This window comes from Pseudonocardia sp. P-1 (assembly GCF_058111925.1).
On sequence record NZ_CM176614.1, the window covers coordinates 2,601,041 to 2,625,198 of the forward strand.

The following is a 24,158-nucleotide window of genomic DNA, read 5'->3' on the forward strand; positions in this document are numbered from 1 at the left end:
GCACGGCACGCCGGTCCGGCTGCGACACTGGTGGGGTGACCTCCCCTGCCGATCTGAAGATCCCCGGCGATCTCCTTCCGCAGGACGGCCGCTTCGGATGCGGTCCGTCCAAGGTGCGCCCCGAGCAGCTGTCCGCCCTCGCCGCGACCGGCGACTCCCTGATGGGCACCTCGCACCGGCAGAAGCCGGTGAAGGAGCTCGTCGGACGGGTGCGGTCCGGGCTGGCCGAGCTGTTCTCACTGCCCGACGGCTACGAGGTCGTCCTCGGCAACGGCGGCTCCACCGCCTTCTGGGACGCGGCCGCGTTCGGCCTGGTCCGTGAGCGCTCGCTGCACCTGACCTACGGCGAGTTCTCCCAGAAGTTCGCCGACACCACCACCGGCGCGCCGTTCCTGGCCGACCCGGTGATCGTCAAGGCCGACCCGGGCAGCGCGCCGGAGCCGGTGAGCGACCCGTCGGTCGACGTCATCGCGTGGGCGCACAACGAGACCTCGACCGGCGTCGCGGTGCCCGTCAACCGGCCCGCGGGCACCACCGACGACCAGCTCGTGCTGATCGACGCCACCTCGGGCGCCGGCGGGCTGCCGGTCGACATCACCCAGTCCGACGTCTACTACTTCGCCCCGCAGAAGGGCTTCGCCTCCGACGGCGGCCTGTTCCTCGCGATCATGAGCCCGAAGGCCCTGGAGCGGGTCGCCGAGCTGGCCGCGTCGGACCGCTGGATCCCGCCGTTCCTGTCGCTGGCCACCGCCGTCGACAACTCTGGTAAGGACCAGACCTACAACACGCCGTCGCTGGCGACCCTGTTCCTGCTCGAGGACCAGGTCCGCTGGATGAACGCGCTGGGCGGGCTCGACGGCTGCGTCGCACGCACCCGCGACTCCTCCGAACGGCTCTACACCTGGGCCGACAAGAGCAGCTTCGCGACGCCGTTCGTCACCGACCCGGCGCACCGCAGCCTGGTGGTCGGCACGATCGACTTCGACGACGCCGTCGACGCCGCCGCGGTGGCGAAGGCGCTGCGCGCGAACGGGATCGTGGACACCGAGCCGTACCGGAAGCTGGGCCGCAACCAGCTGCGGATCGGGATGTTCCCGGCCGTGGAGCCGTCGGACGTCTCGGCGCTGACCGCGTGCATCGACTGGGTCGTGGAGCGGCTGGGTTCCTGACCGTGCCCCGGGAGGGCATCCCTCCCGGGTGAACGAGGACCGTCCACCGAGGTGGGTCGACCGGCTGCGGTCGGCCCACCCGGCGGCGGCCCTCGTCGTGGCGGCGGTGCCCGCCGACACCCCGACCGTCCCGACCGTCGCCACCGGGGCGCCGCTCCCGGACAGGTCCCGGCCGCCCGCAGCCGCTCTTCTGCTCGTCGCCGTCGCGCCCTCGGAGTCCACGCGCCCCCGGCCTGCGGGCGATGTCGTCCCGCGACGCCGCCGACGCCGTGCCGGCGTCGCGAACCCGGCCTCGGGCGGATCCGGCCGGGGTCGGGGCGGGCGGGGATCACCCACGCCGGCGGTGGACGGCCGCGCCGCCCGGGGCGACGCGCGGCGGACAGCGGGCGCCCGCGTGCGCGTCGGCCGGTGATCCACATGGCGCGCGCAGCTCCGTCGTGTGCGCGCGTCCGGACGCGCGCGGGCCGCCGATCACCGCGCGGACCGCGGATCACCGCGCGGGCGGGGGATCGCCGCGCGGACGGGGGATCGCCGGGCGGGTCCGGTCACCGCGGCAGGAGCGCGCCCGCAGGTGCCTCGCGTCCACCCGCCACGACGGCCCCGCCGTCCCCGTCGTGACACCGCGCCGGGGGGATACGTCCCGGCCGTCCCGTTCCGCATCGGGGTGGCTCCGGCACCGCGCACACCGGGTTGTGTCGCGGCGCGGCGTCGTTGCGTGATCGATAGCAACTCGTTGTAGTCACACACGTATCAATCGCCCCAATTACCTCGTGAGTCACGAACTGTGCGACGCTGCGCACGGTGAGTGAGAACGGCTCGGCGGTCCCCCGGGCGAGTAGGTGTTGTCGACCAGGCAGAACTCGCCCGGCGCGCCTCACCCGGCACGGACCCCTCGCCATCTACCGTCACCCGGACGGGGACGACAGCAGGAGGTCAGGTCGATGCGCGCGTTGCGGGTCGTGGGGGTGACCGGGGACGGCTCGGTCGTCCTCGAGGACCCGGGGCGTCGCGAGCGCTACACGGTGCCGGCCGACGAGCAGCTGCGGGCCGCGGCACGGGGTGACGTGACCCGGCTCGGCCAGATCGCGATCGAGTTGGAGAGCCAGTTGCGCCCACGGGAGATCCAGGCCCGAATCCGGGGTGGCGCGTCGGTCGACGAGGTCGCAGCCGCGGCCGGCGTCCCGACCCAGAAGATCGAACGCTTCGCCTATCCCGTCCTGCTCGAACGGTCGCGGACCGCCGAGCTGGCCCAGGGCGCCCACCCGCAGCGCGCCGACGGACCCGACTCGCGCACGCTCGGCGAGACCGTCGCGCACACCTTCGGCCTGCGCGGACAGGATTACGGCGGAGCCGGCTGGGACTCCTGGAAGGGCGAGGACGGCAAGTGGGTCGTCGTCCTGACCTGGCAGACCGGCCGCTCGGACAACGCCGCGCACTGGGCGTTCCAGCCCGGCGCGCACGGCGGCACCGTCGTCGCGCTGGACGAGCACGCCTCCGACCTCGTCGAGGGTCTGCCCGCACGCCCGCTGCGTCCGCTCGGCGCGGTGGTCGACATGGCCCGCGACGAGGACCACACCCCCAGGCCCGACGACCGCCGCTCCGGCGCGCGCCGTCGCGGCCGCCGGTGGGCAGCAGCCCGAGGCCTGGGCCGGGCGCGGGATCGCGCCCGAGCAGCGCCGGGCGAGCCCCCGCCGCCCCGGACCCGCGTCGAGACGCCCGGTCGCACCGTGGGCGCCCGCCCGGACGACACCCGGGCCCCGGCCGCCGCGGCGCCCGTGGTCCCCCGGCGCGCCGAGCAGGTCGAGGACGCCGGGTCCTCCGCTGCGGCCGACACCTCGCAGGCCGACTCCGCGAACACCGACGGCACGGTTGCCTCGACCGCCACTGCGGACGCTCCCGGCGCCGACACGGCCGCGGCGGTCGGCACGGGTACGACCGGCGCAGCCCCGAGCGGCTCCGCCTCGACCGGTACCCCGCCGAACGATGCCTCCTCGAACGGCGTCTCCTCGAAGGGCTCGGCCCCGGCCGCCGCGGCACCGGTCGGTGCGGGCCCGACCGGCCGGGAGTCGACGGCCTCGGACACCGCGGCGGACCCGGCCACCCCCGTGCCGGCAGGCACCGGCTCCACCGCCCCCACGGGGCCGGCACGGACGCAGGGGCCTCGGCCGTCCCGGCCCCGGCCGCCACGGACGCGGGCGTCACGACCGCGTCCGGTGCGGAGACGTCCGCCACCGACTCCGGGTCCGGGTCCAGGGGCGACGCGACGAGCCCGGCCGCGTCGTCGGCGCCGACCTCGTCGGACGCAGCCACGGCCGCCTCCGCGTCGGACGCCGCCGCACCGACCACCACGAACCCGACGACCCCGGGCTCGACCACGGCGGCCCCGGTGCAGGACGGCGGGACCGCCGCGTCGACCACCCCGGCGCCGACCACCGCGGCGTCCGCGGGCACCACCGCGGGCTCCACGAGCACCTCCGCCGATCACGGCGAGGCCTCCCCGACCGCGTCGGGCGACGCCCCCGGCGAGGGGGCCGACGCACCCACCGGGGCTGCCGCGGCCACCACCGGGGCACCGGGCACGTCGTCGTCGGACGGCTCGGACCAGGAGACGGACCCCGCTCCGGCACAGGACACCGAGAGCGCGGCGCCGCGTCGCCCGTCCACCGCGGGATCGCGGCGGACGAAGAAGGGCAAGCCGGTCATGCCGTCGTGGGACGAGGTCCTGCTCGGCGTCCGCGGCCAGCGCTGACACGTTCCCGCAGGGGTTCCGTCCTCCCGCACCGGATCCGGTCCCGTGTGGGAGCACGGGTCCGGTGTGGGACCGCACCGCCCGCGGTCAGCCCCCGCCGGTGACGGCGTGGAAGGCGACGGCGGCGGCCGTTGCGACGTTGAGCGAGTCCACGCCGCTCGCCATCGGGATCCGGACCCGGCGGTCGGCGGCGGCCAGTGCCTCGTCGGTGAGACCGGGACCCTCCGCACCCAGCAGCAGGGCGACCTTCCGGCCGCACAGGCCCGCCGAGGCGAGGGGCTCGGCGTCGGCGGAGGGAGTGAGGGCGGCGACGGTGAACCCCGCCTCCCGCAGCCGGTCCACCGAGGCGGGCCACGCGCCGTCGAGGGTCGTGAACGGGACCCTGAGCACGTGCCCCATCGAGACGCGGACGCTGCGCCGGTACAGCGGGTCCGAGCAGCCGGGGCCGAGCAGGATCGCGTCGACGCCGAGGGCGGCGGCGTTGCGGAACAACGACCCCAGGTTCTCGTGGTCCCCCACCCCCTCGCAGACGGCCAGCGTGCGGGCGCGGGCCAGGACGTCGTCGAGGGACGGCGCGGGAGCCCGGTCGGCGACGGCGAGCACCCCCCGGTTCAGGTGGAACCCGACCGCCCGGGCCATGGTGTCGGCGTCGGTCGCGTAGACCGGGACGTCGACGCCGGCGAGATCGTCGGAGAGCTCGTCGAGGCGACGCGGGACCCCCAGCAGGGAGCGCACCGGATACGGCGAGTCGAGCAGCCGGCGCACGACGACGACACCCTCCGCGATCACCAGCCCACGCCCACCGGGCCGATCGGGGCGCCGATCGGCGGTCGTGAGGTCGCGGTAGTCGTCGATTCGGGGGTCGTCGGAGTGCTCGACCGTGGTGAGTATGGCCACGACGCCCGATCGTCCCACGTCACGGACCGTTCGCCGCGCCTGGTCGCCCGGTCAGCCGGTACCGCCCGGTCCGGCGATATGACACGGTGTAGTGCCGCCTCCTCCGACAACGGTCCTCCGCCGTGTGAGTGAGAAGGCGCTCCCCGTTCGATGGAGGTCGGTTCGCGCATGGGTCAGGTGGTCGACCGGACGACGTTCAGCCGGCGCGACCGCCAGCGGTACCGGATCAAGGTGCAGCGCTGTCTGGACACTCTCGGTGACCTGCTCAGCAGCTACCCGTTCTCCGACACGGAGCCGATGACCGGCGTCGAGATCGAGTTCAACCTGGTGGATACGGAGCTGGCGCCGTCGCTCAACGGGAGCGACGTGCTGGACACGATCAACTCGGGCGAGTGGCAGACCGAGCTCGGCCGCTGGAACCTCGAGCTGAACCTGCCGCCCCGGCCGCTGCCCGGCGACCAGTGGCGCCAGCTGGAGCACGAGCTGCTCGACCTGCTCGCGGGCGCCGGGGCGAAGGCCGGTGACCTGCGCACCCAGCTCGTCATGATCGGGATCCTGCCGACGCTGGACCCGGCACACATGACCGCCGAGGCGATCTCCCCCGAGGACCGCTACGAGGCGCTCAACGACCAGATGCTCAACGCCCGGGGCGAGCCGATCCGGATCGACATCGCCGGCTGCTCGCCGGAGGAGCGGGTCAACGCCGACTTCGACACGATCATTCCCGAGGCGGCCTGCACGTCGATGCAGCTGCACCTGCAGGTGTCCCCCGCCAACTTCGGGCGCTACTGGAACGCCGCGCAGTGCCTGGCCGGTGTCCAGCTGGGGCTCGGGTCGAACTCGCCGTTCCTGCTCGGGTCACAGCTGTGGTCGGAGACCCGGATCCCGCTGTTCGAGCAGTCCTGCGACGTCCGGACCCCCGAGTTCCACAACCAGGGGGTACGGCCGCGGGTGTGGTTCGGTGAGCGCTGGATCGACTCGGTGCTGGACCTGTTCTCCGAGAACGCCCGCTACTTCCCGGCGCTGATGCCGCTGACGTCCGATGTGGACCCGGCGACGCAGATGCGCGACAAGGGCTTCCCGGACCTGCCCGAGCTGACCCTGCACAACGGCACGATCTGGCGCTGGAACCGGCCGATCTACGACAGTACGGGCGACACCCCGCACGTCCGGCTCGAGAACCGGGTGCTCCCCGCGGGACCGACGACCGTCGACATGGTCGCCAACGCGCTGTTCTTCTACGGCCTGCTGCGCACCCTGGTCGAGGCCGACCAGCAGCTGTGGCGGGCGGTGTCGTTCGAGGCGGCGCGGGAGAACTTCCAGACGGCGGCCAAGCACGGCATGCACGCTCCCCTGTACTGGCCCGGCACCGGCTGGGTGCTCCCCGACGAGCTCGCCCTGCGCAAGCTGCTCCCCCTGGCCCACGAGGGTCTCGCCCGCTGGGGCGTCTCCGGCGCGGTCTGCGACCGGTACCTGACGGTGCTGGAGCGGCGCTGCGTCACGCGTCAGACCGGGTCGTCGTGGCAGATCGACACCGTCGCCGCGCTGGAGGCGCGGGGCGCGGACCGGATGAGCGCGCTGCGCGGCATGCTCGAGCGCTACCTGGCGCACTCGACCGCCAACCAGCCCGTCCACACCTGGGAGATCCCCGGCTGATCGGCTTCGCCATCGCGAAGCATTCTCCGCGACCGGGCCCGCCCACCGCCCGCACGTTCCTACCGTCTCTCTCCGCACACCCGCCCGGGTGCGCGTACGGGACGGAGGGACATGTCCATCCAGCACCACCCCGACCGGCGTCGATGACCCGGGCGACGACGATGTCCCCGTTCCGGCTGTTCGGCCGCACCGCCCGCGACGAGCGCCCCCTCGACGACGGCCCCGACCCCTGGCTCGACGACCCGGCGCCCGACCCGGCTCCGCGGCCCGCCGCGCCCCGGGCCCGGGAGGCCGCCCCGGCTCCGTCGACCCGTGGGACGCCCGCGGCTCCGGTGGCGGAGGGCCCCGCGACCGCGGCGGCGCGGCCGGCGGTCTGGACGCCGCGGCGGCCGCCACAGGAACCGGTCGCGGAGCCGGAGCCGGTCACCGATCCCTTCGGCTTCCCGCCGGTGCCGCCGGCCGGGCCGCCCCCTGCCGCCGACCCGGCCCCCGCCACCGCCACCGCCCCCGTCTCCGACGAGGTCGCCGCGGCCTGGGCGGCGTGGGCGCCTGCCGCGACGACGCGGGCCGACGGCACCCACGGCGGCGCCGATACCGGTGTGCCGCCGTCCGTGTCCGACACCGCGGCCGCTGCGTCCGGTCCGGCACCCGCTGCCCCGGACCCGCCCGGCTCCGCAGCGCCGTCCGGACGGGCGACACCCGCTGTGCCCTTCGGCCCGGCGTCCTCCGGATCGGCGCCCACCACACAGGCGCCGTCCGGCCCGGCTCTGTCCGATCACGGTCCGGCCGCCCGCTCGTCCGGAGCGCCGGTCGGGACCCCCTCGCCGATCGTCGACCCCGCCGAGGCGTCCGCACTGGCCGGGGCCTTCGCCGCGGACCTGCTGTCCTGGGACGAGGACGACGTCGCCCGCCGCGGCCGCGTCCTCGCCGCCTACCTGCCCACGACCGCGGCCGACGGGCTGCTCGGCTGGACCGGGACCGGACGCCAGCGGGCCGACCTCGTGCTGCCGGGCCGCGTCAGCACCGACGGCGACCGCGCCGTCGTCGACGTCCGGGTGCGGGTCGTGCCCTACCGCCGCGTCGACGCCCGCGGGGCGGCCGCGCCGGAACCCGAACCCGACGACCCGATCGGGGCACCCGCCGGTGCCCCGGCCCCGGCCGCGCGCGGCTGGCGCGGGCTGGCCGCGCGATGGGTCCGGCTGGAGGTGGGCGTGGTCCTCACCGGCGACGGGCTCGTCGTCGACGCGGGGCCCGAGGCGGAGCCGGCCCGGCGCCCGTCGCCGGTCGACCTCGCCCGGGGCGGTGCGCGGTGAGCGGGCGGATCCCGGTCGTCGGAGGTCTGGCCGGCGGGGTCGGGACGACGACCGTCGCCCGGGCCCTGCACGGCCGTGACCTGGGGCGGGTGTGCGGGCCGGACCTGCTGCCCGACGTCGTCGTCACCCGGGACACCGTGGCCGGGCTGGCCGCCGCCGCCCTCGTCGCCCCGGCACCCGGGCCGGGCGCGCCGGTCCTGGTCCTGCACCCCGGCACCGCCGACCCCGACGGCATCGACGCCGACGCCGCAGGTCCCGGCTGGGCGGCCGTCGTCGCGCTGCCCGCGGTGCCGGGCTGGGCCCGCTCGGCCGACCCGTGGTCGGACGCGGCCGGGGTGCTCACCCGTCCCGGGCCCTCGGCCGCGGTCCGCCGCTACGCCGACGCGATCGGCCGGATCGTCACCGCGCTGACGACGTCCGGCCGGCTCGACCGGCCGCTCACCCCGGCCGGCGTCGGTGGGCTGCGACCCCTGCGCGGGGTGCTGGCGGTCCCGACCGGGCCGGTCCGGTGAGCCGTGCGAGCGCTGCTGATCGTGCCGGTCGTCGTCGCACTCCTGCTGGGGGCGGCGGGGCAGGTCCTGGCCGCACCGGCCGCGGAACCGGTCACCTCGGGCGTCGACGCGGCTCACGTGCCGGAGGCGGCGCGGCCGTACCTCGACCTGGTCACGGACCTGACCTCGCAGGGCTGCCCGGAGCTGCCACCGGCCTGGGTGGTCGCCCAGGTGCAGGCGGAGTCGGGATGGGATCCGGAGCTGCGCACCGGCACCGCCGCCGGGCTGCTGCAGGTCTCGGAACGGACCTGGGTCGCGGCCGGCGGCGCACCCTGGCCGGCCGCGGCGCTCACCGAGCCGGAGGGGCACCTGCGCGTCGTCGTGCCGTGGCTCTGCTCGACGCTGCGCGCCGCCGCCGGGTACCTGGCGACGACCCCGAAGGACGTGCCGGTGCTCGACGCGATGCTGGTCTGCCACATCGCGGGCTGCAGCCGGGTCACCGGCTCGGCGTCGGGGGTCCCGGCGGGCGGGGAGGCGGGCTGCTCGCAGGCGTGCGCGTCGGCGATCCGGCGCTACCTCGACGCGGTGCACGGCTTCGTCGCGGACTACTCCGGTACGACGGCCGTCGACGACCGCGAGTCGTCCCCGCCACCGCCGCAGAAAGCCGCCCCGGCGAAGGCACCGGCCGCGAAGGACGCCGCGTCGGCACCGGCACCCGCCTGGACCGGCGGCGCGACGGGCTGCCACGAACCCGATCCGGTGCGCTCCGACGGCTGCCTGACCGGCGCGACGAAGCACGGACTCGATGCGGTCCGGGCGGTCTTCGGCCCGACCATCGAGACGGTCGGCTGCTGGGACGAGCACCTGCAGAACCCGCGGTCGGACCATCCGAAGGGCAGGGCCTGCGACGTGTTCACCGGGAAGGCGGGGGCGTTCGCGAAGGGCGCCGACCTCGACGAGGGCTGGGCGATCGCGCGCTGGCTGGAACGCAACGCGGCCCCGCTGAAGGTCGAGTACCTGATCTGGCAGGGCCGCTACTGGGACCCCTCGGTGCGCGCCGACGGCTCCGGCTGGGGCCGCCGCTACACCGGCGGCGGGGTCTACGACACCGCCGACGCGACCGGCGGCCACTACGACCACATCCACATCAGCTTCGCGGAGTGACCCCGTGCGACGTTCCCTGCCGCTGCTCGTGCTCGCCGCGGTCCTCGCGGTTCCCCTGGCCCTGCTGGTGCCCGCGCTGCTGCCCGGACCGCCGTCGCAGGCCGTGCTGACCTCGGCCGACCGGGACGCCCTCGGTGATCCCGGTCCCGTCCGCGGAGCGGAGCCACCCGTGCCGGCGACGCGGCCGTCGTCGCCCGGGGCGGTGGCACGCGCCTACCTCGTCGCCGCGCACGGCACCCGGGCCGGCGCGGCCGCGGGCACCACCCTCGACGGCACCCCGTACGCACTGCCCGGCAGCCCGGCCGCGGCCGGAGCGCCCGTCCTCGACCCGCCGCCGCCCGGCACGGGACGGACCGCCGAGGTCGAGGACCTCGACGAGGGCGCCACCGACTGGGCCCGCGGGCGCACCGCGCTCGTCGCGACCGTCCGCACGACGACGGCCGGCCCCGGCGCGGCCCCCGAGGTCCGGCGCTGGCGTACCCGCGTGGTCATGGCGCTCGACGCGGCGGGCCACTGGCTGGTCACCGCCGACACCCCCATCACCACCGACACCCCCGACGTGGACGACTGACGTGACCGAACCTTGGAGTGGGCGATGACCGCCGACGAGCTCGAGCAGCTGCTCAAGTCCCTGCTGGCCAAGGGGGTCACGGTCGTCCTGCTGGCGCTGGGCCCTGCCGGGGAGCTGGTGGGGGTGGAACCCGGGGGGTCCGCGACGCCGTCGGTGAGCTCCGGGCAGGACGCCGCCGGTGCGCCGCGTCCGGACCTGGAGCTGGGGGCCGACGGCGAGGTGTGCGTCGGGTCGGGCGGGTCCTCCGGGGCCGGGTCGGGCTCCGGCTCCGGGTCGGGCTCCGACAGCTCGGGCGGCGGGGATCGCGAGCGCGGGTCCGGTGCCGACGGGTCCACCGCCGGGTCCGCCGGGGCCGGCGGCGACCCGTCCGGCGGGCCGGAGGACGGTGGCGACGGCGGGGCCGGCGGCTCCGACGGGTCGGACGACTCCGACGACCGGCGCCGGGCCGGCGGGTCGGACGACTCCGGGAGCGGCAGCGGATCGGACGACAGCGGCTCCGGGGACAGCGGCTCCGGAGGCTCCGGTTCGGACGACAACGGCCCCGGCGACAGCGACGCGGGCAGCGGCTCGGGCAGCGGCAGCTCGGGCAGCGGCGACTCGGGCAGCGGCGGCACCGCCTCCGGCGCCCCCGACGAGTCCGGTGCCACCGCCTACGGCACCAGCGACGACGCCGCCGCGGGCCTCCTCACCGGTGGCACCGGCGGCCGGACCACCCCCGCCCCCTGCCCCACCGGCTCGGGTGGCGCGGCCGATCCCGCGCCCGCCACCGGGAGCACCCCGGAGGCGGGCGGTGCGACCACCGGCGGTGCGACGGCGGCCGAGGGCACCACCGCGGCGGCGAAGCTCGGCTGGGGCCGGCCGGTCCGCGCCGACGAGTTCGACAACGGCACCGAGGGCTGGAGCATCTACGACGGCGCCGGGCACGCGGGCAACGGCCGTCGCACCCCGGACGCGGCCGCGGTGGCCGACGGCGTCCTGACGATCACCGGCGACAGCCAGGGCAACACCGCGGGCATGGCGTGGAAGGAGGGCTCCCAGCAGTACGGACGCTGGGAGGGGCGGGTGCGCGCGCCGGTCGGGGACCCGTCGTACAACGCCCTGCTGCTGCTCTGGCCCACCGCGGAGAACTGGCCCGAGGGCGGCGAGCTCGACTTCATGGAGATGATGGACCCCGAGCGGCAGAAGACCAACGCGTTCTTCCACTACGGCGCGGACAACTCCCAGGTCGAGGGCTCGGTCGAGATCGACGCGACGCAGTGGCACAACTGGGCCCTGGAGTGGACGCCGGACCGGATCACCGCCTACGTCGACGGCGAGAAGTGGTTCGAGACCACCGAGCAGAAGGTGCAGCCGCCGGGGCCGATGCACCTCTGCATCCAGCTCGACTGGTTCCCCAAGGGCGGGTCGGGGAAGGAGACGCAGATGCAGGTCGACTGGGTCCGCCAGTACACCCTCGACGGGGGCGCAGCCGGCGGAGCGAACGGCGGAGCGGCGGACGGCGGCAGCGCCACCGGCAGCGGGGGGACCACGGGCTCGACCGGCTGAGCCCGGCCATGATCACCGGTTGTGGAGTACGGAGGTACGCGAAGCGCACCCTGCGCTCCACAACCGTCGATCATGGAGCCCCGACCGGCCCCGCCGCGGGAGGTGGCCCGGACTTCTCAGCTCCCCCACAGCCGTCCCCTCCTAGGCTGCCGCCGACCCGCCGTCGACGAGTGAGGAGGGGGTCGTGCCGGAACAGACGGAGCAGGAGCCCGAGCACGACCCCGAGGCACCGTCGCGACGCCGCTGGCCCGCCGTCGTCGGCATCGTGGCGGGTCTGGCCGTGCTGGCCGGTGTCGTCACCGTCGCCACCGACCCGTCGCTGCTCACCGGCTCCTCGACCCCGACACCCGCACCGTCGGCCCCGGCGACGCCGCCGGGCGGGATGCACGACCAGGAACGCCCGACCGAGGTCGGCGAGCTCGACCCCGCGTCGCGCTCGGACACCGAGGCGGCGGTGCGCAACGGCTGGCGTCTCACCGACCACGACGAGTTCGACGGCGCCACGCTCGACCGCACGCGCTGGAGCCCGTACACCGGGGAGACCACCGGCGGCAACGGTCGGCACCTCGCGGAGAACATCTCCGTGCGCAACGGTGAGCTCGTCCTGACCAGCCGGGGGCGCACGTCCGCCGGTCTGGCCTGGCGCGGCGGCCAGCAGTACGGCCGCTGGGAGATCCGGGCGAAGACCAACCCCGCCGTCGGCTACGGCGACGTGGCACTGCTCTGGCCGGACGCCGAGGACTGGCCCGAGGGCGGCGAGCTCAACTTCTTGGAGATCCCGAAGCCGCAGCGCGACGAGACGCACACGATCGTCCACTACGGCGAGGACAACAGCCAGGTCGGCAAGACCGTCCGCGGCGACTTCACGCAGTGGCACACCTACGCCGTCGAGTGGCTGCCCGACCGGGTCGTGTTCTACATCGACGGCGCCGAGGTCTTCCGCACCACCGATCCGGAGCAGATCCCGCCGCGGTCGATGCACCTGGCGATGCAGCAGGACATCGGTCCCTACGGCGACGACTGGATCCCCGCTCCGGACGCGACCACGCCGGACTCGCTCGACTTCCAGGTCGACTGGGTCCGCATCTACGCGCCCTGACCCGCTCGGCGGCGGGTCGGGTGTGACTGGGGAAAGAAGGAGGCCCCGGACCCTGTGGGGTCCGGGGCCTTCTCCTGTCCCGAACTGACGCGCCGCTCCCACCACGAAGCGACGAGATTGAGGTTAGCCTAACCTTCGTCGTGGGCGCAAGGGGCGGGTTCTCAGCCGAGCAGCTCCCGCAACGGTCCCACGCCGAAGTACCCCACGAACAGCACCGCCACGACCCACATCAACGGGTGGACCTGGCGCGCGCGACCGGTGGCCGCGGCGAGCGCGACGTAGCTGATGAAACCGGCGCCGATGCCGTTCGCGATCGAGTAGGTGAACGGCATGACCGTGATCGTCAGGAACACCGGGATCGCGGTGCGCAGGTCGTCGAGCGAGACCGAGGTGATCTGGCGGAACATCAGCGCGCCGACGACCACCAGCGCCGGGGCGGCGGCCTCCACCGGGACGATCGCGTACAGCGGCGTGAAGAACATCGCCAGCAGGAACAGGACACCGGTCAGCACGTTGGCCAGACCGGTCCGTGCGCCCTCGGCGATGCCGGCCGCGGACTCCACGAAGATCGTGTTCGACGACGCCGACCCCACACCACCGGCGACCGCGCCCGCGCCCTCGACGACCAGCGCCTTCCCGACGTCCGGGAGCTTGTCGTCGGAGTCGGTCAGGCCCGCCTGGCGGCCGAGACCGGTGAGCGTGCCCATCGCGTCGAAGAAGTTCGCCAGCACCAGGGTGAAGATCAGCAGGACGACGGTGATGATGTCGAGCCGGGTGAACGCCCCGAGCGAGACCTGCCCGACCAGCGACAGGTCCGGCAGCCCGACGATCCGGTCCGGGATGGCGGGCACGGCCAGCGACCAGCCGCCGGGGTTGGCCGGGCCGCCCGGGCCGACCCGGACGATCGCCTCGACGACGATCGCGATGATCGTGTTCACCACGACGCCGATGAGGATGCCCGCACGGACACCGCGGGCGACGAGCACCCCGACGATGATCAGTCCGACGACGAAGACGAACGTCGGCCAGGAGGCGATGGAGCCGCCGGTGCCCAGCCCGACCGGGACCGTGGTGTTGGCCGCGTCGGGCAGCCGGCGCACGAAGCCGGAGTCGACCAGGCCGATCAGCGCGATGAACGCGCCGATGCCGACCGCGATCGCCGTCTTGAGCTCGGTGGGGACGGCGTTGAACACCGCCGTCCGGAAGCCGGTCAGGGCGAGGATCACGATGATGACGCCGTTGATGACGACCAGGCCCATCGCCTCGGGCCAGGTCATCAGCGGCGCGATGGTCACCGCCAGCAGGGTGTTGATCCCCAGGCCGGTGGCGATCGCGAACGGGTAGTTCGCGACGACGCCGAAGATGATGGTCATCACGCCCGCGACCAGGGCTGTCACCGCGGCGACCTGCGCGACCGGGAGGATCCCGCCCAGCGCGTCGGCCTTGGCCGACGGGTCGCCCGGCGTGACGCTGCCGAGGATCAGCGGGTTCAGGACGATGATGTAGGCCATCGCCATGAACGTGACGAGACCCCCGCGCAGCTCGCGGGAGACGGTGGAGCCGCGCTCGGACACGCGGAACAGGCGCTCGATCACGGCGACACCCTAGACGCGGTGCAACGCTGCGGGTTCCGTACGTGCACCGTTTAGGCTACGGCCCCGTGACGGCCCACGACAGCGAGCGCGCGAGCGACCCCCCGCCCCCGCCGCCGTTGCCGGCGCGCTTCTACGAGTCCCCGCCGGTGATCCTCGGCGGGATGCTGCTGTGGGCGGTCGGTGCGGGCGTCGCCGCCGCGTTCGTGATGGTCACCGGATCCGGGTTCGATCCCGCGAGCGGCGCCGGCGCCTGGTTCTGGACCTGCATCGCCGGGGTCGGGGTGGGCCTGTTCGGCGCCGCGGTGTTCTCGGCGCAGCGGGCCGCGGCCCGGCGCGGGGACCGGTCGGCGCAGCGCGGCGTCGAGCCGAGGTAGGTCATAGGCTCGGCGGCATGACCGCGAACGACCGTCCGACCGCCGTCGTCACCGGGGCCTCCTCCGGGATCGGCGCCGCCACCGCCCGTGCGCTCGGCGCCGCCGGCTTCCACGTCGTGCTGGGGGCCCGCCGGGTGGAGCGCTGCGAGGAGATCGCGAAGGAGATCGACGGCACGGCGCTGCCCCTCGACGTCACCGACCGGGAGTCCGTCCGCGCGTTCGCCGACGCCGTGCCCGAGGCGAAGCTGCTGATCAACAACGCCGGCGGCGCGAAGGGGCTGGAGCCCGTCGCCGATGCCGACGAGGACGACTGGCGCTGGATGTGGGAGACCAACGTCGCCGGCACGCTGCGTCTGACGCAGGCGTTCCTGCCGAAGCTGCGGGCGTCGGGCGACGGGCACATCGTCACGGTGACCTCGATCGCCGCGCTGGACTTCTACGACAACGGCGCCGGCTACACCGGTGCCAAGCACGCCCAGGCGATGCTGCACCGCACCCTGCGCGGGGAGCTGCTCGGCGAGCCGATCCGGATCACCGAGATCTGCCCCGGCATGGTGGAGACCGAGTTCTCCGAGGTGCGGCTGGGCGACGCCGAGAAGGCGGCGAAGGTCTACGAGGGCCTGACCCCGCTGACCGCCGACGACGTCGCCGACACGATCGTCTTCGCCGCGACCCGGCCGTCGCACGTCAACCTGGACCAGATCGTGCTCAAGCCGCGCGACCAGGCGTCGGGCACGCGGCGGCACCGGCGCTAGAGGGTCTCCTCCGACCGGCGGTTCTGGTCGGCGTCGTCACCGGGGCTCTCGCTCCGGGCGGCGCCGGCGATCCGTTCCTCGGACTCGCGCAGGATCTGTTCGGCACCGGGTTCGGTGCCCTCCTCCTCCGGGAGCGGGGTGGCACGGCTGGCGACGCGGTCGTCGGGAACGCTCATGGCGGGCGGGTACCCGCTAGGACAGCGCCGACAACCCCTTCCACTTCTCCCAGGACAGCGTCCAGTCCCACAGGTCGCCGTCGCGGGCGGAGAGCTGCACCGGGGTGCCGGTGACCTCGACCGGGTCGCCGTAGAGCACGGTGTCGTAGTACGCCTTGGCGTTCTCGATCGACAGGTTCACGCAGCCGTGGGTGACGTTCGCGGCCCCCTGCGCGGCGGCCGACACCGGGTTGGCGTGGATGAACTCGCCGTTGTTGCTCATCCGGACCGCCCACTTCTCGACGACGTCGTAGCCGTACTGCTGCGAGACCATCCGCTTGTCGGTGAACTTCTCGGTGACGACGTGGATGCCCGAGCGCGTGTTGCGGTTCGGGTCGTCGGCCAGGCCGTAGGACGCGGGGTAGTCCGCGATCTGCTTGCCGTCGCGGATCACGATCATCCGGAACGATCGGGCGTCGGCCTTGACGATCTGGGCGCGGCCGATCGCGAACGACGTGGTCAGGTCCTCGGCGCCGTAGCTGCCGCCGCCGTAGTCGACGCCCTTGAGCGGCGCGTCCACGGTGACCTTCGTGCCCGACGGCCAGTACTCCTTCGGCCGCCAGTGCACGCGCGAGCCGCCGTTCTCGTCGGGCAGCCAGCCCCATGCGCCCTCGACCTCCGTCGAGGTCGTGACCTCGAGGACCTTCTCGATCGCGGCGCGGTCCTCGACGTGCCGGTCGAACTGGATCTCGATCGGCGCCGCGATGCCGACGGTGCGGTCGTCGCCGATGTTCAGGGTGCCGCGCACGGTGTGGGCGGGTTCCAGTGTCGCGACGGTGCCCTGCACGGGGGTCGCCGTGCCGTCCGGGGCGACGGCGCGCCCGTGCCAGGTGTAGGTGGTCGCGAAGTCCAGGTCACCGCTGCTGGTCCAGGTGGTGCGGTCCGGGGACAGCGCGCCGTCGACGGCGTCGCCGTCCGGGCCGGTCAGCGACACCCCGTCCAGCGTGCCGCCCGCCGCGCGGACCGAGACCGGCTGCGCCGGGTTCGCCGACGACGCCGAGGCGGCCGGCTGGTAGCTCACCTGTGGTCCGGCCGGGGCCGGGGCGGCCTGCGGCACCGCCGGGTCCTGCGGCGGGGCCGCGAGGGCCACCGCCCCGACGACGCCCAGCGCGCCGATCAGCGCCACCACGACGATCAGTACCCGTCGCAACCGTTCCCCCGCGTACTCGATCTCCTGCGTTGCGCACCGACCGTACGCCGGGATCCGGTCCACGTGATCGGCAGGAGGACGGTGCTCCCCCGTGCGGCGCAACGTGAACCGGACGTCGATGTACAGAGGGTGTCAGACGGCGCAGTTCACCAGCACCGGTTCGGGATGCAGGGTGACGCCGAACCGCTCGGCGACGCCGCCCTGCACCTCACGGGCCAGGGCCAGCAGGTCGGCCGTCGTCCCGCCGCCGCGGTGGGTCAGGGCCAGCACGTGCCGCGTCGACAGCGACACCCGGCCGCCGGGGCCGGCGTGCCCGCGGCCGAACCCGGCGTTCTGGATCAGCCCGGCGGCGCTGAGCTTGACCCGGCCCTCTCCCGCGGGCCACGCGGCCAGGCCGTCGACCTGCGGCGCCCGCTCGGTGGGCAGGATCGGGTTGGTGAAGAACGAGCCGGCCGACCAGGTGTCGTGGTCCTCGGCGTCGAGGACCATGCCCTTGCCGCGACGCAGCCCGAGCACCGCCTCGCGGACGGCGGCCGGGTCGGTCCGCGTCTCCGGGTCGACGCCGAGGGTGCGGGCGAGCTCGCCGTAGCGGATCGGGGCGGAGCGGCCGTCGGCGTGCAGCGCGAAGCGCACCCGCAGGACGATCGCGTCGTCGCTGCCCTTGAGGACGCTGGTGCGGTAGGCGAGCCCCAGGTCGGAGGCGGGCACGTGCGCGCGGACGGTGCCGGTGCGCCGGTCGTAGAGGTCGACGTCGACGAGCAGGTCGGCGACCTCGACGCCGTAGGCACCCACGTTCTGCACCGGGGTCGCGCCGGTCCGCCCGGGGATCCCGGACAGGCACTCCAGCCCGCCGAGCCCGTCGGCGACGGTCGCGGCGACGACGTCGTCCCAGTCCTCACCGGCCTCGACGGTCAGCAGCACCCGGTCGCCGTCGCGCTCGTGGCCGATCCCGCGCCCCGCCAGCAGCACGGCGGTGCCGTCGAACCCGGCGTCGGCGACGACGAGGTTCGACCCGCCGCCCACCAGCAGCACCCGTTCCCCGGCCCGGTCGGCCGCGGCGACGGCGTCGACCACCTCGGCCGCGCCCTCGGCGCGCACGATGCGGGAGGCCGGTCCGCCGAGGCGCAGTGTGGTGTGCGCACTGAGCATCGGGTCGACCGTTGTCGGAGCGGGGGAACTCACGACCGCAACGGTAGCCTTCGCCCATGCCGCGCTCGATCGACTACCGCGCAACGTCCGCGCATCCGGCCTCGAAGGTCTACGCGGCGATGGTCGACCGCGATCTCCTGGAGGAGCAGCTGCGTCACATCGGCGGCCCCGGGGCCGGGGTGACCGCGTACGAGACCACCGCCGACGGCGTCCGCTACACGCTGCGGCACGGGATCCCGGGCGAGCACCTGCCGTCGATCGTGTCGTCGTTCGTGCCCGGCGGGGACCTGCAGATCGACCGCAGCGAGCAGTGGCGGGCCGGCGACTCGGGCGTCTACGACGGCACCGGCTCCGTGAAGGTCATCGGCACCCCCGCCACCGCACGGTCGGTGATGCGGATCGCCGACGTCGACGGCGGCAGCGAGGTCCGGATCCGGGCCGAGGTCACGGTCAAGGTCCCGCTGGTGGGTGCGAAGATCGAGCAGGCGGTCGCCGGGCAGATCGAGCAGCTGCTCGCCGCCGAGACCCAGTTCACCCTCTCCCGGATCTCCTGATGCCCCACTACGTGATCACCCTGTCCTGTCCGGACCGCACCGGCATCGTCGCGCGGATCAGCACGTTCCTCGCCGAGCTCGGCGCCTCGATCACCGAGGCCGCGTACCACGCCGACGTCGAGGCCGGGGTGTTCTGCACCCGCCAGGTCGTCGACGCCGCGTCGGTCCCCTTCGGCGTCGACGAGCTCCGCGCCCGGTTCGCCCCGGTCGCCGCCGAGCTGGGCGGTGAGCACCGCATCTCCGACACCGGCGTCCGCAAGCGCGCCGTGCTGCTGGTGACCCGCGACCAGCACTGCCTGCACGACATCCTCGGCCGGGTGTGGGCGGGCGAGCTGCCGGTGGAGATCACCCGCGTGATCGGCAACCACACGTCGCTGGAGCCGGTCGTCGCCGCGCACGGCGTGCCGTTCCACCACGTGCCCTTCCCCGCGCCCGGCGACCCGACCCGCGAGCAGGGCAAGGTCACCGCGTTCGAGGAGATCCGCAAACTCGTCGACGACGACTCCCCCGACGCGATCGTCCTCGCCCGCTTCATGCAGGTCCTGCCCGCGCACCTGTGCGAGGCCTGGGCCGGGCGGGCGATCAACATCCACCACAGCTTCCTGCCGTCCTTCGCCGGGGCGCGGCCCTACCACCAGGCCCACCGGCGCGGGGTCAAGCTGATCGGCGCGACCTGCCACTACGCGACCGCCGACCTCGACGCCGGCCCGATCATCGAGCAGGACGTCGCCCGCGTCGACCACGGGGACACCGCGACCGACATGGTGCGCCGGGGACGCGACATCGAACGCCTGGTGCTGGCCCGGGGGCTGCGGTGGCACCTGGAGGACCGGGTGCTGATCCAGGGCAACCGGACCGTCGTCTTCCGCTGAGCCCGCAGCCCTGCGGCCCGGCCCTGCCGGGTCGCGCGCAGCAAAGTGTCGTCGAGATGCAGCTCAGCGGGAATTGTGGATCTCCGTGGCCCGCTGAGCTGCATCTCGGCGTACGTCCTCGTTCGCGATGGCGATGGCGTCCGGCCGATCCGGTCCGTCGGCCGGGGCAGCCGGCGCACGATCAGCGCGTGACGATCCCCGGATGGCCCGAGGTGTTCCGCGGGACCGCGGCCGTGGCGGCGGGTCTCGTCACGCCCGACCTTCTACGAGGGCCCCGTTACCGCCGGCTGCTCCCGGACACCTACGCGCCGGCCGACCTGCGCCCCGACCTACGGCTCCGCTCGCTCGCGGCGCACCGCTGAGCCGGATCGGACGCCGTGCTCAGCGGATACTCGGCCGCCGAGCTGCTCGGCGCGTCGTGCGCACCGTGGGCCGCACCGGCCGAGGTGACCGTCGGTGCGGCGCACCCCGGAGCCCGCTCCCGTGACGGTGTGCTCGTCCGCCGCGACGTCCTGCACCCCGACGAGGTGACCGAGGTCCGCGGCGTCCGGGTCACCACGCGTGTCCGCACCGCGTTCGACCTCGCGCGGCGTCTGTCCCCGACCGAGGGTGTCGTCGCCGTCGACGCACTGTCCCGCGGATCGTTCGACCCGGACGTGCTGCTGAACCTCGCGGTCCGGCACGCCCACGCCCGGGGTGTCCGGCGGGTGGTCGACGCGTCGGCGTGGGCCGACCCGCGCGCCGGCTCCCCGCCCGAGACCCGGCTCCGGCTGGTCCTCGTCCGGGGTGGCCTCCCGCGGCCGGTGCCCCAGCACCCGGTCCTCGACGACGCCCGGCGCACGGCGCTGTGGCTGGACCTGGCCTACCCGGACCACCACCTCGGCGTCGAGTACGACGGCGGCGGCCACGTCGCGACGCCCGAGGCGGCCCGCGCCGACGCACGACGGCACACCCGGCTCGTCGCGGCGGGGTGGCGGGTGCTGCGCTACACCGCACCGGACATGCACCGACGGCCCGACGAGATCGTCGCCGAGGTGGGCCGGGCCCTCGACCACACTCGCCGAGATGCAGCTCAGCGGGCCGTGGAGATCGACAGATCCCGCTGAGCTGCATCTCGGCGAACTGCCCCGGGGGGACAGCTGCGCGTGGACGGGCGTACCGCCGGGGCGCGCGGGGCGCGCACACGACGGCGCCCGCCCCGCGTGCTGCGGGACGGGCGCCGGGTCGTGCGGCTCGGGCCGCGGGTCGGACGGAGGTCAGGCCGCGGACTGCTCGGCCGTCGCGGCGTCGTGGGCGGGCTCCAGGGCGATCGCCAGGACCTCGGAGACGTCGGCGACCGGGTGGACCCGCAGCTCCTCGCGGACCGAGGCCGGGACGTCGTCCAGGTCCGGCTCGTTGCGCTTCGGGATGATCACGTCGGTCAGTCCGGCCCGGTGCGCGGCGAGCAGCTTCTGCTTCACCCCGCCGATGGGCAGGACCTTGCCCTGCAGCGTCACCTCGCCGGTCATGCCGACCGAGCTGCGGACGGGACGTCCGGAGGCCAGCGACGCCAGCGCCGTCGTCATCGTGACGCCGGCGGACGGGCCGTCCTTCGGGACCGCACCGGCCGGGACGTGCACGTGCAGCTTGCGCGACGCGAGGTCACCGGCCAGCCCGCGCGAGCGCAGGTAGGACAGCGCGATCGAGACGGACTCGGTCATCACCTCGCCCAGCTGCCCGGTGATCTGCAGGCCCGGCTCGCCGTCCATCGAGGTGGCCTCGATGAACAGCACGTCACCACCGGCACCGGTCACCGCCAGCCCGGTCGCGACGCCCGGCACCGAGGTCCGCTCGGCGGACTCCGGCGTGAACCGCGGACGGCCGAGGTAGGTGACGAGCGCGTCGGCGTCGACGTGCACCGGGCGCTCGGTCTCCGACGCGTCCAGCTGGACGGCCACCTTCCGCAGCACCTTCGCCAGGCCCCGCTCCAGCTGCCGGACCCCGGCCTCCCGGGTGTACTCGGCGGCGATCATCGACAGCGCGACGTCGGTGAACTCGACGTCGCCGTCGTCGAGACCGGCCTTGGCGACCTGGCGCGGCAGCAGGTGGTCACGGGCGATCGCGACCTTCTCCGGCTCGGTGTAGCCGTCGAGCGTCACGATCTCCATGCGGTCGGCCAGCGGGCCGGGGATCGCGGAGCCGTCGTTCGCCGTCGCCAGGAACAGCACGTTCGACAGGTCGAGGTCGACCTCCAGGTAGTGGTCGCGGAACGTGTGGTTCTGCGCCGGGTCGAGGACCTCCAGCAGCGCCGCGGTCGGGTCACCGCGGAAGTCGCTGCCGACCTTGTCGATCTCGTCGAGCAGCACGACGGGGTTCATCGAGCCGGCCTCGCGGATGGCGCGGACGATCCGGCCGGGCAGCGCGCCGACGTAGGTGCGCCGGTGACCGCGGATCTCCGCCTCGTCCCGGACGCCGCCGAGCGCGACGCGGACGAAGTTCCGGCCGAGCGCGCGGGCGACCGACTCCCCCAGCGACGTCTTGCCGACGCCGGGCGGGCCGACCAGCGAGAGCACCGCGCCCGAGCCGCGGCCGCCGACGGTGTCGAGACCCTTGCGCTCGCGACGGGCGCGCACGGCGAGGAACTCGACGAGACGCTCCTTCACGTCGTCGAGGCCGGCGTGGTCGGCGTCGAGGATGCGGCGGGCCTCCACGAGGTCCGACGAGTCGGTGGTCGTGGTGCTCCACGGGATGTCGAGGACGGTGTCGAGCCAGGTCCGGATCCAGCCGGACTCCGGGCTCTGGTCCGAGGAGCGCTCCAGCTTGCCGACCTCGGTCAGCGCGGCCTTGCGCACGTCGTCGGGCAGGTCGGCGGCCTCCACGCGGGCGCGGTAGTCGTCGGAGCCCTCCGGGTCGTCCTCACCCAGCTCCTTGCGGATCGCGGCGAGCTGCTGGCGGAGCAGGAACTCGCGCTGCTGCTTCTCCATGCCCTCGCGGACGTCGTTCGAGATCTTCTCGGTGACCTCCTGCTCGGCGACGTGCTCCTTGGTCCAGCTCAGGAGCTTCTCCAGCCGGGCGTCGAGGTCGGTCTCGGCGAGCAGCTCGGCCTTGTGCGCGACGTCCAGCCACGACGCCCACCCGGCGAGGTCGGCGAGCGCGCCCGGGTCGTTCGTCTGCTGCACGGAGTCGATGACCTGCCAGGCTCCCCGCTGCTGCAGGATGCCGATCACCAGGGCCTTGTACTCGCGGGCGAGTTCGTGGGTGCGGCCGGTGGGCTCGCCGGCGTCGACCGGCTCGGCCTCGACCCAGAGCGCCGCGCCGGGGCCGGAGACCCCCGACCCGATGCGGGCGCGCCGCTCGCCCCGCACGACGGCGGCCCGGTCCCCGTTGGGGAGCCTGCCGATCTGCTCGAGCACGGCGACGACGCCGATGGCGCCGTAGCGGCCGTCGATGCGGGGCACGACGAGCACCCGTCTCCCGTCGTCGCGGTCCTGGGCCGCGGCGGTGGCCGCGTCCACCGCGGCACGGGTGTCGGAGTCGTCGAGACGGACGGGGACGACCATGCCGGGCAGGACCACGGCGTCGTCGAGGGGCAGGACCGGGAGCGTCAGCACGTCACTCATGTCCTGCCCAACCACACGGAGGGTCCTCCGCTTCCCGGAGTTGAGTCGTGTCCGCTCAGGGCGAACGCGACCACCGGAGCACGTCACGGCGACCGTGGGCACACCGGGTTCCGCGGGCGGCCAGTTCCTGCCGCTGCCCGCGGGCTGGACCTCGGCCGACGGGCCCGCCGTCCCGCTCCCCCGCGGGGGTAGCCACCGGCTGGGGTGCACCGCCGCGGAGGCGGCCCGCAGCACGGGCTGCCGACTCAGCGCGCGAGGTCCGGCACGACCTCGGCGCCGGGAAGCGACGCCAGCAGGTCGCCGGGCACCGCCGGCTTCCCGCCCGCGTCCCGCTCCCGACGACGACGGCGTCGGCCCCGGCGACCCCGGGCGACAGCCGGAGCGGCCAGTCCGCGGGGAGCCCGATCGGGGTGATGCCGCCGTAGGCCATCCCGGTCAGGGCGACGGCGTCGTCCATCGGCGCGAACGACGCCGTGCGCACGTCGAGGCGGCGCTTCACCGCGCCGTCGACGTCGACCCGGGTCGTCGCGAGGACCACGCAGGCGACGTACCGGGTCTCGCCGCCACGCCTCCCGGCGACGACCACGCAGTTCGCGGCCCGTTCGACCGGGGAGGAGTAGGCGGCACAGAACGCGGCGGTGTCGGCCAGGTCGGGATCGATCTCGGCGACGGCGATCCGGCCCGCGTCGAGCCCCGCCAGCGCGACGGCGACGGGCTCCGCGAGCAGGTCGGGCCGGGCCGGCGCCGGGACGGCCGTGAGCGCCCCGAGGGCCGGGGGGTTCACCAGCGCGGTCCGCCGCCCTGGACCTCCATCACCGCGGGCTTGACGTCGACCAGGTAGACCAGCGTCGCGACGGTGGCGGCCAGCCAGAACATGGCACCGCCGAACATCGGGCCGTTCGTGATGATCAGGAGCAGCAGCGCGACGCCGGTGATGCCCAGCCATGCGTTCTTGGTGAGCTTGCCCGCCGCGGTGAAGGCGTCCGCACGTTGCATCAGTGCGTGCCCGAACGAGAACCCGCCGACCACGACCATGATCCACTTGATCACGAAGATGATCAGTTCATCGGGGGCACCTGGCAGTGACAGCACTCGGCCAGGGTACGGACAACCCGGGCGTCGGTCACGTCCGGCGCCGGATCCGGGCAGGACGATCCGCATCCGCACACGACGGCGCCCCCGGCCGATCGGGATCGGCCGGGGGCGCGGGTCGTGCTCACCGGGCGCGGGGCCCGGCGGGT

22 protein-coding genes and 2 pseudogenes are annotated in these 24,158 nt (G+C 74.7%); 16 read left to right on the top strand and 8 right to left on the bottom strand.

Features of this window, described 5'->3' with window-relative positions:
- Positions 1-35 precede the first annotated feature (35 nt).
- The 3 genes and pseudogenes from serC (at position 36) to AC0GKK_RS12610 (ending at position 3,918) form a co-directional block, all read left to right on the top strand.
- Positions 36-1,169 carry a phosphoserine transaminase gene (gene serC / locus AC0GKK_RS12600; protein ID WP_489883915.1) on the top strand — a complete coding sequence of 378 codons (1,134 nt, stop codon included), beginning with the start codon at positions 36-38 and terminating at the stop codon, positions 1,167-1,169.
- A gap of 941 nt (positions 1,170-2,110) precedes the next feature.
- Positions 2,111-2,992, top strand: a pseudogene (sepH, locus tag AC0GKK_RS12605) (septation protein SepH); the annotation flags it as partial.
- A gap of 563 nt (positions 2,993-3,555) precedes the next feature.
- Positions 3,556-3,918, top strand: coding sequence for a hypothetical protein (locus AC0GKK_RS12610; protein WP_489883916.1), 363 nt, complete (start codon positions 3,556-3,558; stop codon positions 3,916-3,918).
- Positions 3,919-4,005: 87 nt separating this feature from the next.
- On the opposite strand, the gene AC0GKK_RS12615 is transcribed toward AC0GKK_RS12610, so the two are convergent.
- Positions 4,006-4,815, bottom strand: a complete 810-nt coding sequence (locus tag AC0GKK_RS12615; RefSeq protein WP_482636397.1) for a TrmH family RNA methyltransferase — start codon at positions 4,813-4,815, stop codon at positions 4,006-4,008.
- A gap of 168 nt (positions 4,816-4,983) precedes the next feature.
- On the opposite strand from AC0GKK_RS12615, the gene AC0GKK_RS12620 reads away from it, so the two are divergent.
- The 7 genes from AC0GKK_RS12620 to AC0GKK_RS12650 all read left to right on the top strand — a co-directional run bounded on the left by AC0GKK_RS12620 (position 4,984) and on the right by AC0GKK_RS12650 (position 12,654).
- A complete protein-coding gene (locus AC0GKK_RS12620; protein WP_489883917.1) occupies positions 4,984-6,471 on the top strand; it encodes a glutamate-cysteine ligase family protein in 1,488 nt (495 codons plus the stop codon).
- A 143-nt stretch (positions 6,472-6,614) separates the two neighbouring features.
- A complete protein-coding gene (locus AC0GKK_RS12625; protein WP_489883918.1) occupies positions 6,615-7,784 on the top strand; it encodes a hypothetical protein in 1,170 nt (389 codons plus the stop codon).
- Positions 7,781-8,296, top strand: a complete 516-nt coding sequence (locus AC0GKK_RS12630; protein WP_357545761.1) for a hypothetical protein — start codon at positions 7,781-7,783, stop codon at positions 8,294-8,296. Before AC0GKK_RS12625 ends, AC0GKK_RS12630 begins: the two co-directional genes overlap by 4 nt.
- A 3-nt stretch (positions 8,297-8,299) precedes the next feature.
- On the top strand, positions 8,300-9,439 hold the full coding sequence (locus AC0GKK_RS12635; RefSeq protein WP_489883919.1) for a VldE C-terminal domain-containing protein: 1,140 nt from the start codon (positions 8,300-8,302) through the stop codon (positions 9,437-9,439).
- A 4-nt stretch (positions 9,440-9,443) separates the two neighbouring features.
- Positions 9,444-10,010 (top strand): hypothetical protein, encoded by a 567-nt coding sequence (locus AC0GKK_RS12640; protein ID WP_476653699.1) that lies wholly within the window; start codon positions 9,444-9,446, stop codon positions 10,008-10,010.
- A gap of 24 nt (positions 10,011-10,034) precedes the next feature.
- On the top strand, positions 10,035-11,555 hold the full coding sequence (locus AC0GKK_RS12645; RefSeq protein ID WP_489883920.1) for a glycoside hydrolase family 16 protein: 1,521 nt from the start codon (positions 10,035-10,037) through the stop codon (positions 11,553-11,555).
- Between the two features lie 184 nt (positions 11,556-11,739).
- Positions 11,740-12,654, top strand: a complete 915-nt coding sequence (locus AC0GKK_RS12650; RefSeq protein WP_489883921.1) for a glycoside hydrolase family 16 protein — start codon at positions 11,740-11,742, stop codon at positions 12,652-12,654.
- 161 nt (positions 12,655-12,815) lie between these two features.
- On the opposite strand, the gene AC0GKK_RS12655 is transcribed toward AC0GKK_RS12650, so the two are convergent.
- Complete coding sequence (locus AC0GKK_RS12655; RefSeq protein WP_489883922.1) at positions 12,816-14,249, bottom strand: NCS2 family permease; 1,434 nt, start codon at positions 14,247-14,249, stop codon at positions 12,816-12,818.
- Between the two features lie 65 nt (positions 14,250-14,314).
- Here AC0GKK_RS12655 and AC0GKK_RS12660 point away from each other — a divergent pair, with 65 nt between their 5' ends.
- The gene (locus tag AC0GKK_RS12660) at positions 14,315-14,623 is read left to right on the top strand and encodes a DUF2530 domain-containing protein (RefSeq protein WP_100879442.1); all 309 of its coding nucleotides are present in this window, start codon (positions 14,315-14,317) and stop codon (positions 14,621-14,623) included.
- A 17-nt stretch (positions 14,624-14,640) separates the two neighbouring features.
- On the top strand, positions 14,641-15,378 hold the full coding sequence (locus AC0GKK_RS12665; protein WP_308817890.1) for an SDR family NAD(P)-dependent oxidoreductase: 738 nt from the start codon (positions 14,641-14,643) through the stop codon (positions 15,376-15,378).
- On the opposite strand, the gene AC0GKK_RS12670 is transcribed toward AC0GKK_RS12665, so the two are convergent.
- The 3 genes from AC0GKK_RS12670 to AC0GKK_RS12680 all read right to left on the bottom strand — a co-directional run bounded on the left by AC0GKK_RS12670 (position 15,375) and on the right by AC0GKK_RS12680 (position 17,892).
- Positions 15,375-15,554, bottom strand: a complete 180-nt coding sequence (locus AC0GKK_RS12670; protein WP_308817889.1) for a hypothetical protein — start codon at positions 15,552-15,554, stop codon at positions 15,375-15,377. The two genes, AC0GKK_RS12665 and AC0GKK_RS12670, sit on opposite strands and share 4 nt — an antisense overlap.
- 16 nt (positions 15,555-15,570) lie before the next feature.
- Positions 15,571-16,743: a L,D-transpeptidase gene (locus tag AC0GKK_RS12675; protein ID WP_489883923.1), complete on the bottom strand. Its 1,173-nt coding sequence runs from the start codon at positions 16,741-16,743 to the stop codon at positions 15,571-15,573.
- Positions 16,744-16,875: 132 nt separating this feature from the next.
- Positions 16,876-17,892: a UDP-N-acetylmuramate dehydrogenase gene (locus AC0GKK_RS12680; RefSeq protein WP_489884018.1), complete on the bottom strand. Its 1,017-nt coding sequence runs from the start codon at positions 17,890-17,892 to the stop codon at positions 16,876-16,878.
- Between the two features lie 56 nt (positions 17,893-17,948).
- Between AC0GKK_RS12680 and AC0GKK_RS12685 the strand changes: the two genes are divergently transcribed.
- The 4 genes from AC0GKK_RS12685 to AC0GKK_RS12700 all read left to right on the top strand — a co-directional run bounded on the left by AC0GKK_RS12685 (position 17,949) and on the right by AC0GKK_RS12700 (position 20,424).
- Positions 17,949-18,446, top strand: a complete 498-nt coding sequence (locus AC0GKK_RS12685) for a DUF2505 domain-containing protein (protein WP_062399848.1) — start codon at positions 17,949-17,951, stop codon at positions 18,444-18,446.
- Positions 18,446-19,318: a formyltetrahydrofolate deformylase gene (gene purU / locus AC0GKK_RS12690; RefSeq protein ID WP_476653691.1), complete on the top strand. Its 873-nt coding sequence runs from the start codon at positions 18,446-18,448 to the stop codon at positions 19,316-19,318. Before AC0GKK_RS12685 ends, purU begins: the two co-directional genes overlap by 1 nt.
- Positions 19,319-19,506: 188 nt before the next feature.
- The gene (locus tag AC0GKK_RS12695; protein WP_489883924.1) at positions 19,507-19,680 is read left to right on the top strand and encodes a hypothetical protein; all 174 of its coding nucleotides are present in this window, start codon (positions 19,507-19,509) and stop codon (positions 19,678-19,680) included.
- 15 nt (positions 19,681-19,695) lie between these two features.
- Positions 19,696-20,424, top strand: a complete 729-nt coding sequence (locus AC0GKK_RS12700; RefSeq protein ID WP_489883925.1) for a type IV toxin-antitoxin system AbiEi family antitoxin — start codon at positions 19,696-19,698, stop codon at positions 20,422-20,424.
- A gap of 150 nt (positions 20,425-20,574) precedes the next feature.
- Here the strand turns inward: AC0GKK_RS12700 and lon are convergent, their stop codons facing one another.
- The 3 genes and pseudogenes from lon to AC0GKK_RS12715 all read right to left on the bottom strand — a co-directional run bounded on the left by lon (position 20,575) and on the right by AC0GKK_RS12715 (position 23,952).
- Positions 20,575-22,917: an endopeptidase La gene (gene lon, locus AC0GKK_RS12705; protein WP_202968076.1), complete on the bottom strand. Its 2,343-nt coding sequence runs from the start codon at positions 22,915-22,917 to the stop codon at positions 20,575-20,577.
- Positions 22,918-23,162: 245 nt separating this feature from the next.
- A pseudogene (locus tag AC0GKK_RS12710) lies at positions 23,163-23,701 on the bottom strand (YbaK/EbsC family protein).
- Positions 23,698-23,952 (bottom strand): DUF2516 family protein, encoded by a 255-nt coding sequence (locus AC0GKK_RS12715; protein WP_062404096.1) that lies wholly within the window; start codon positions 23,950-23,952, stop codon positions 23,698-23,700. The pseudogene AC0GKK_RS12710 and the gene AC0GKK_RS12715 overlap by 4 nt, the downstream one beginning before the upstream one ends.
- Between the last annotated feature and the right edge of the window lie 206 nt (positions 23,953-24,158).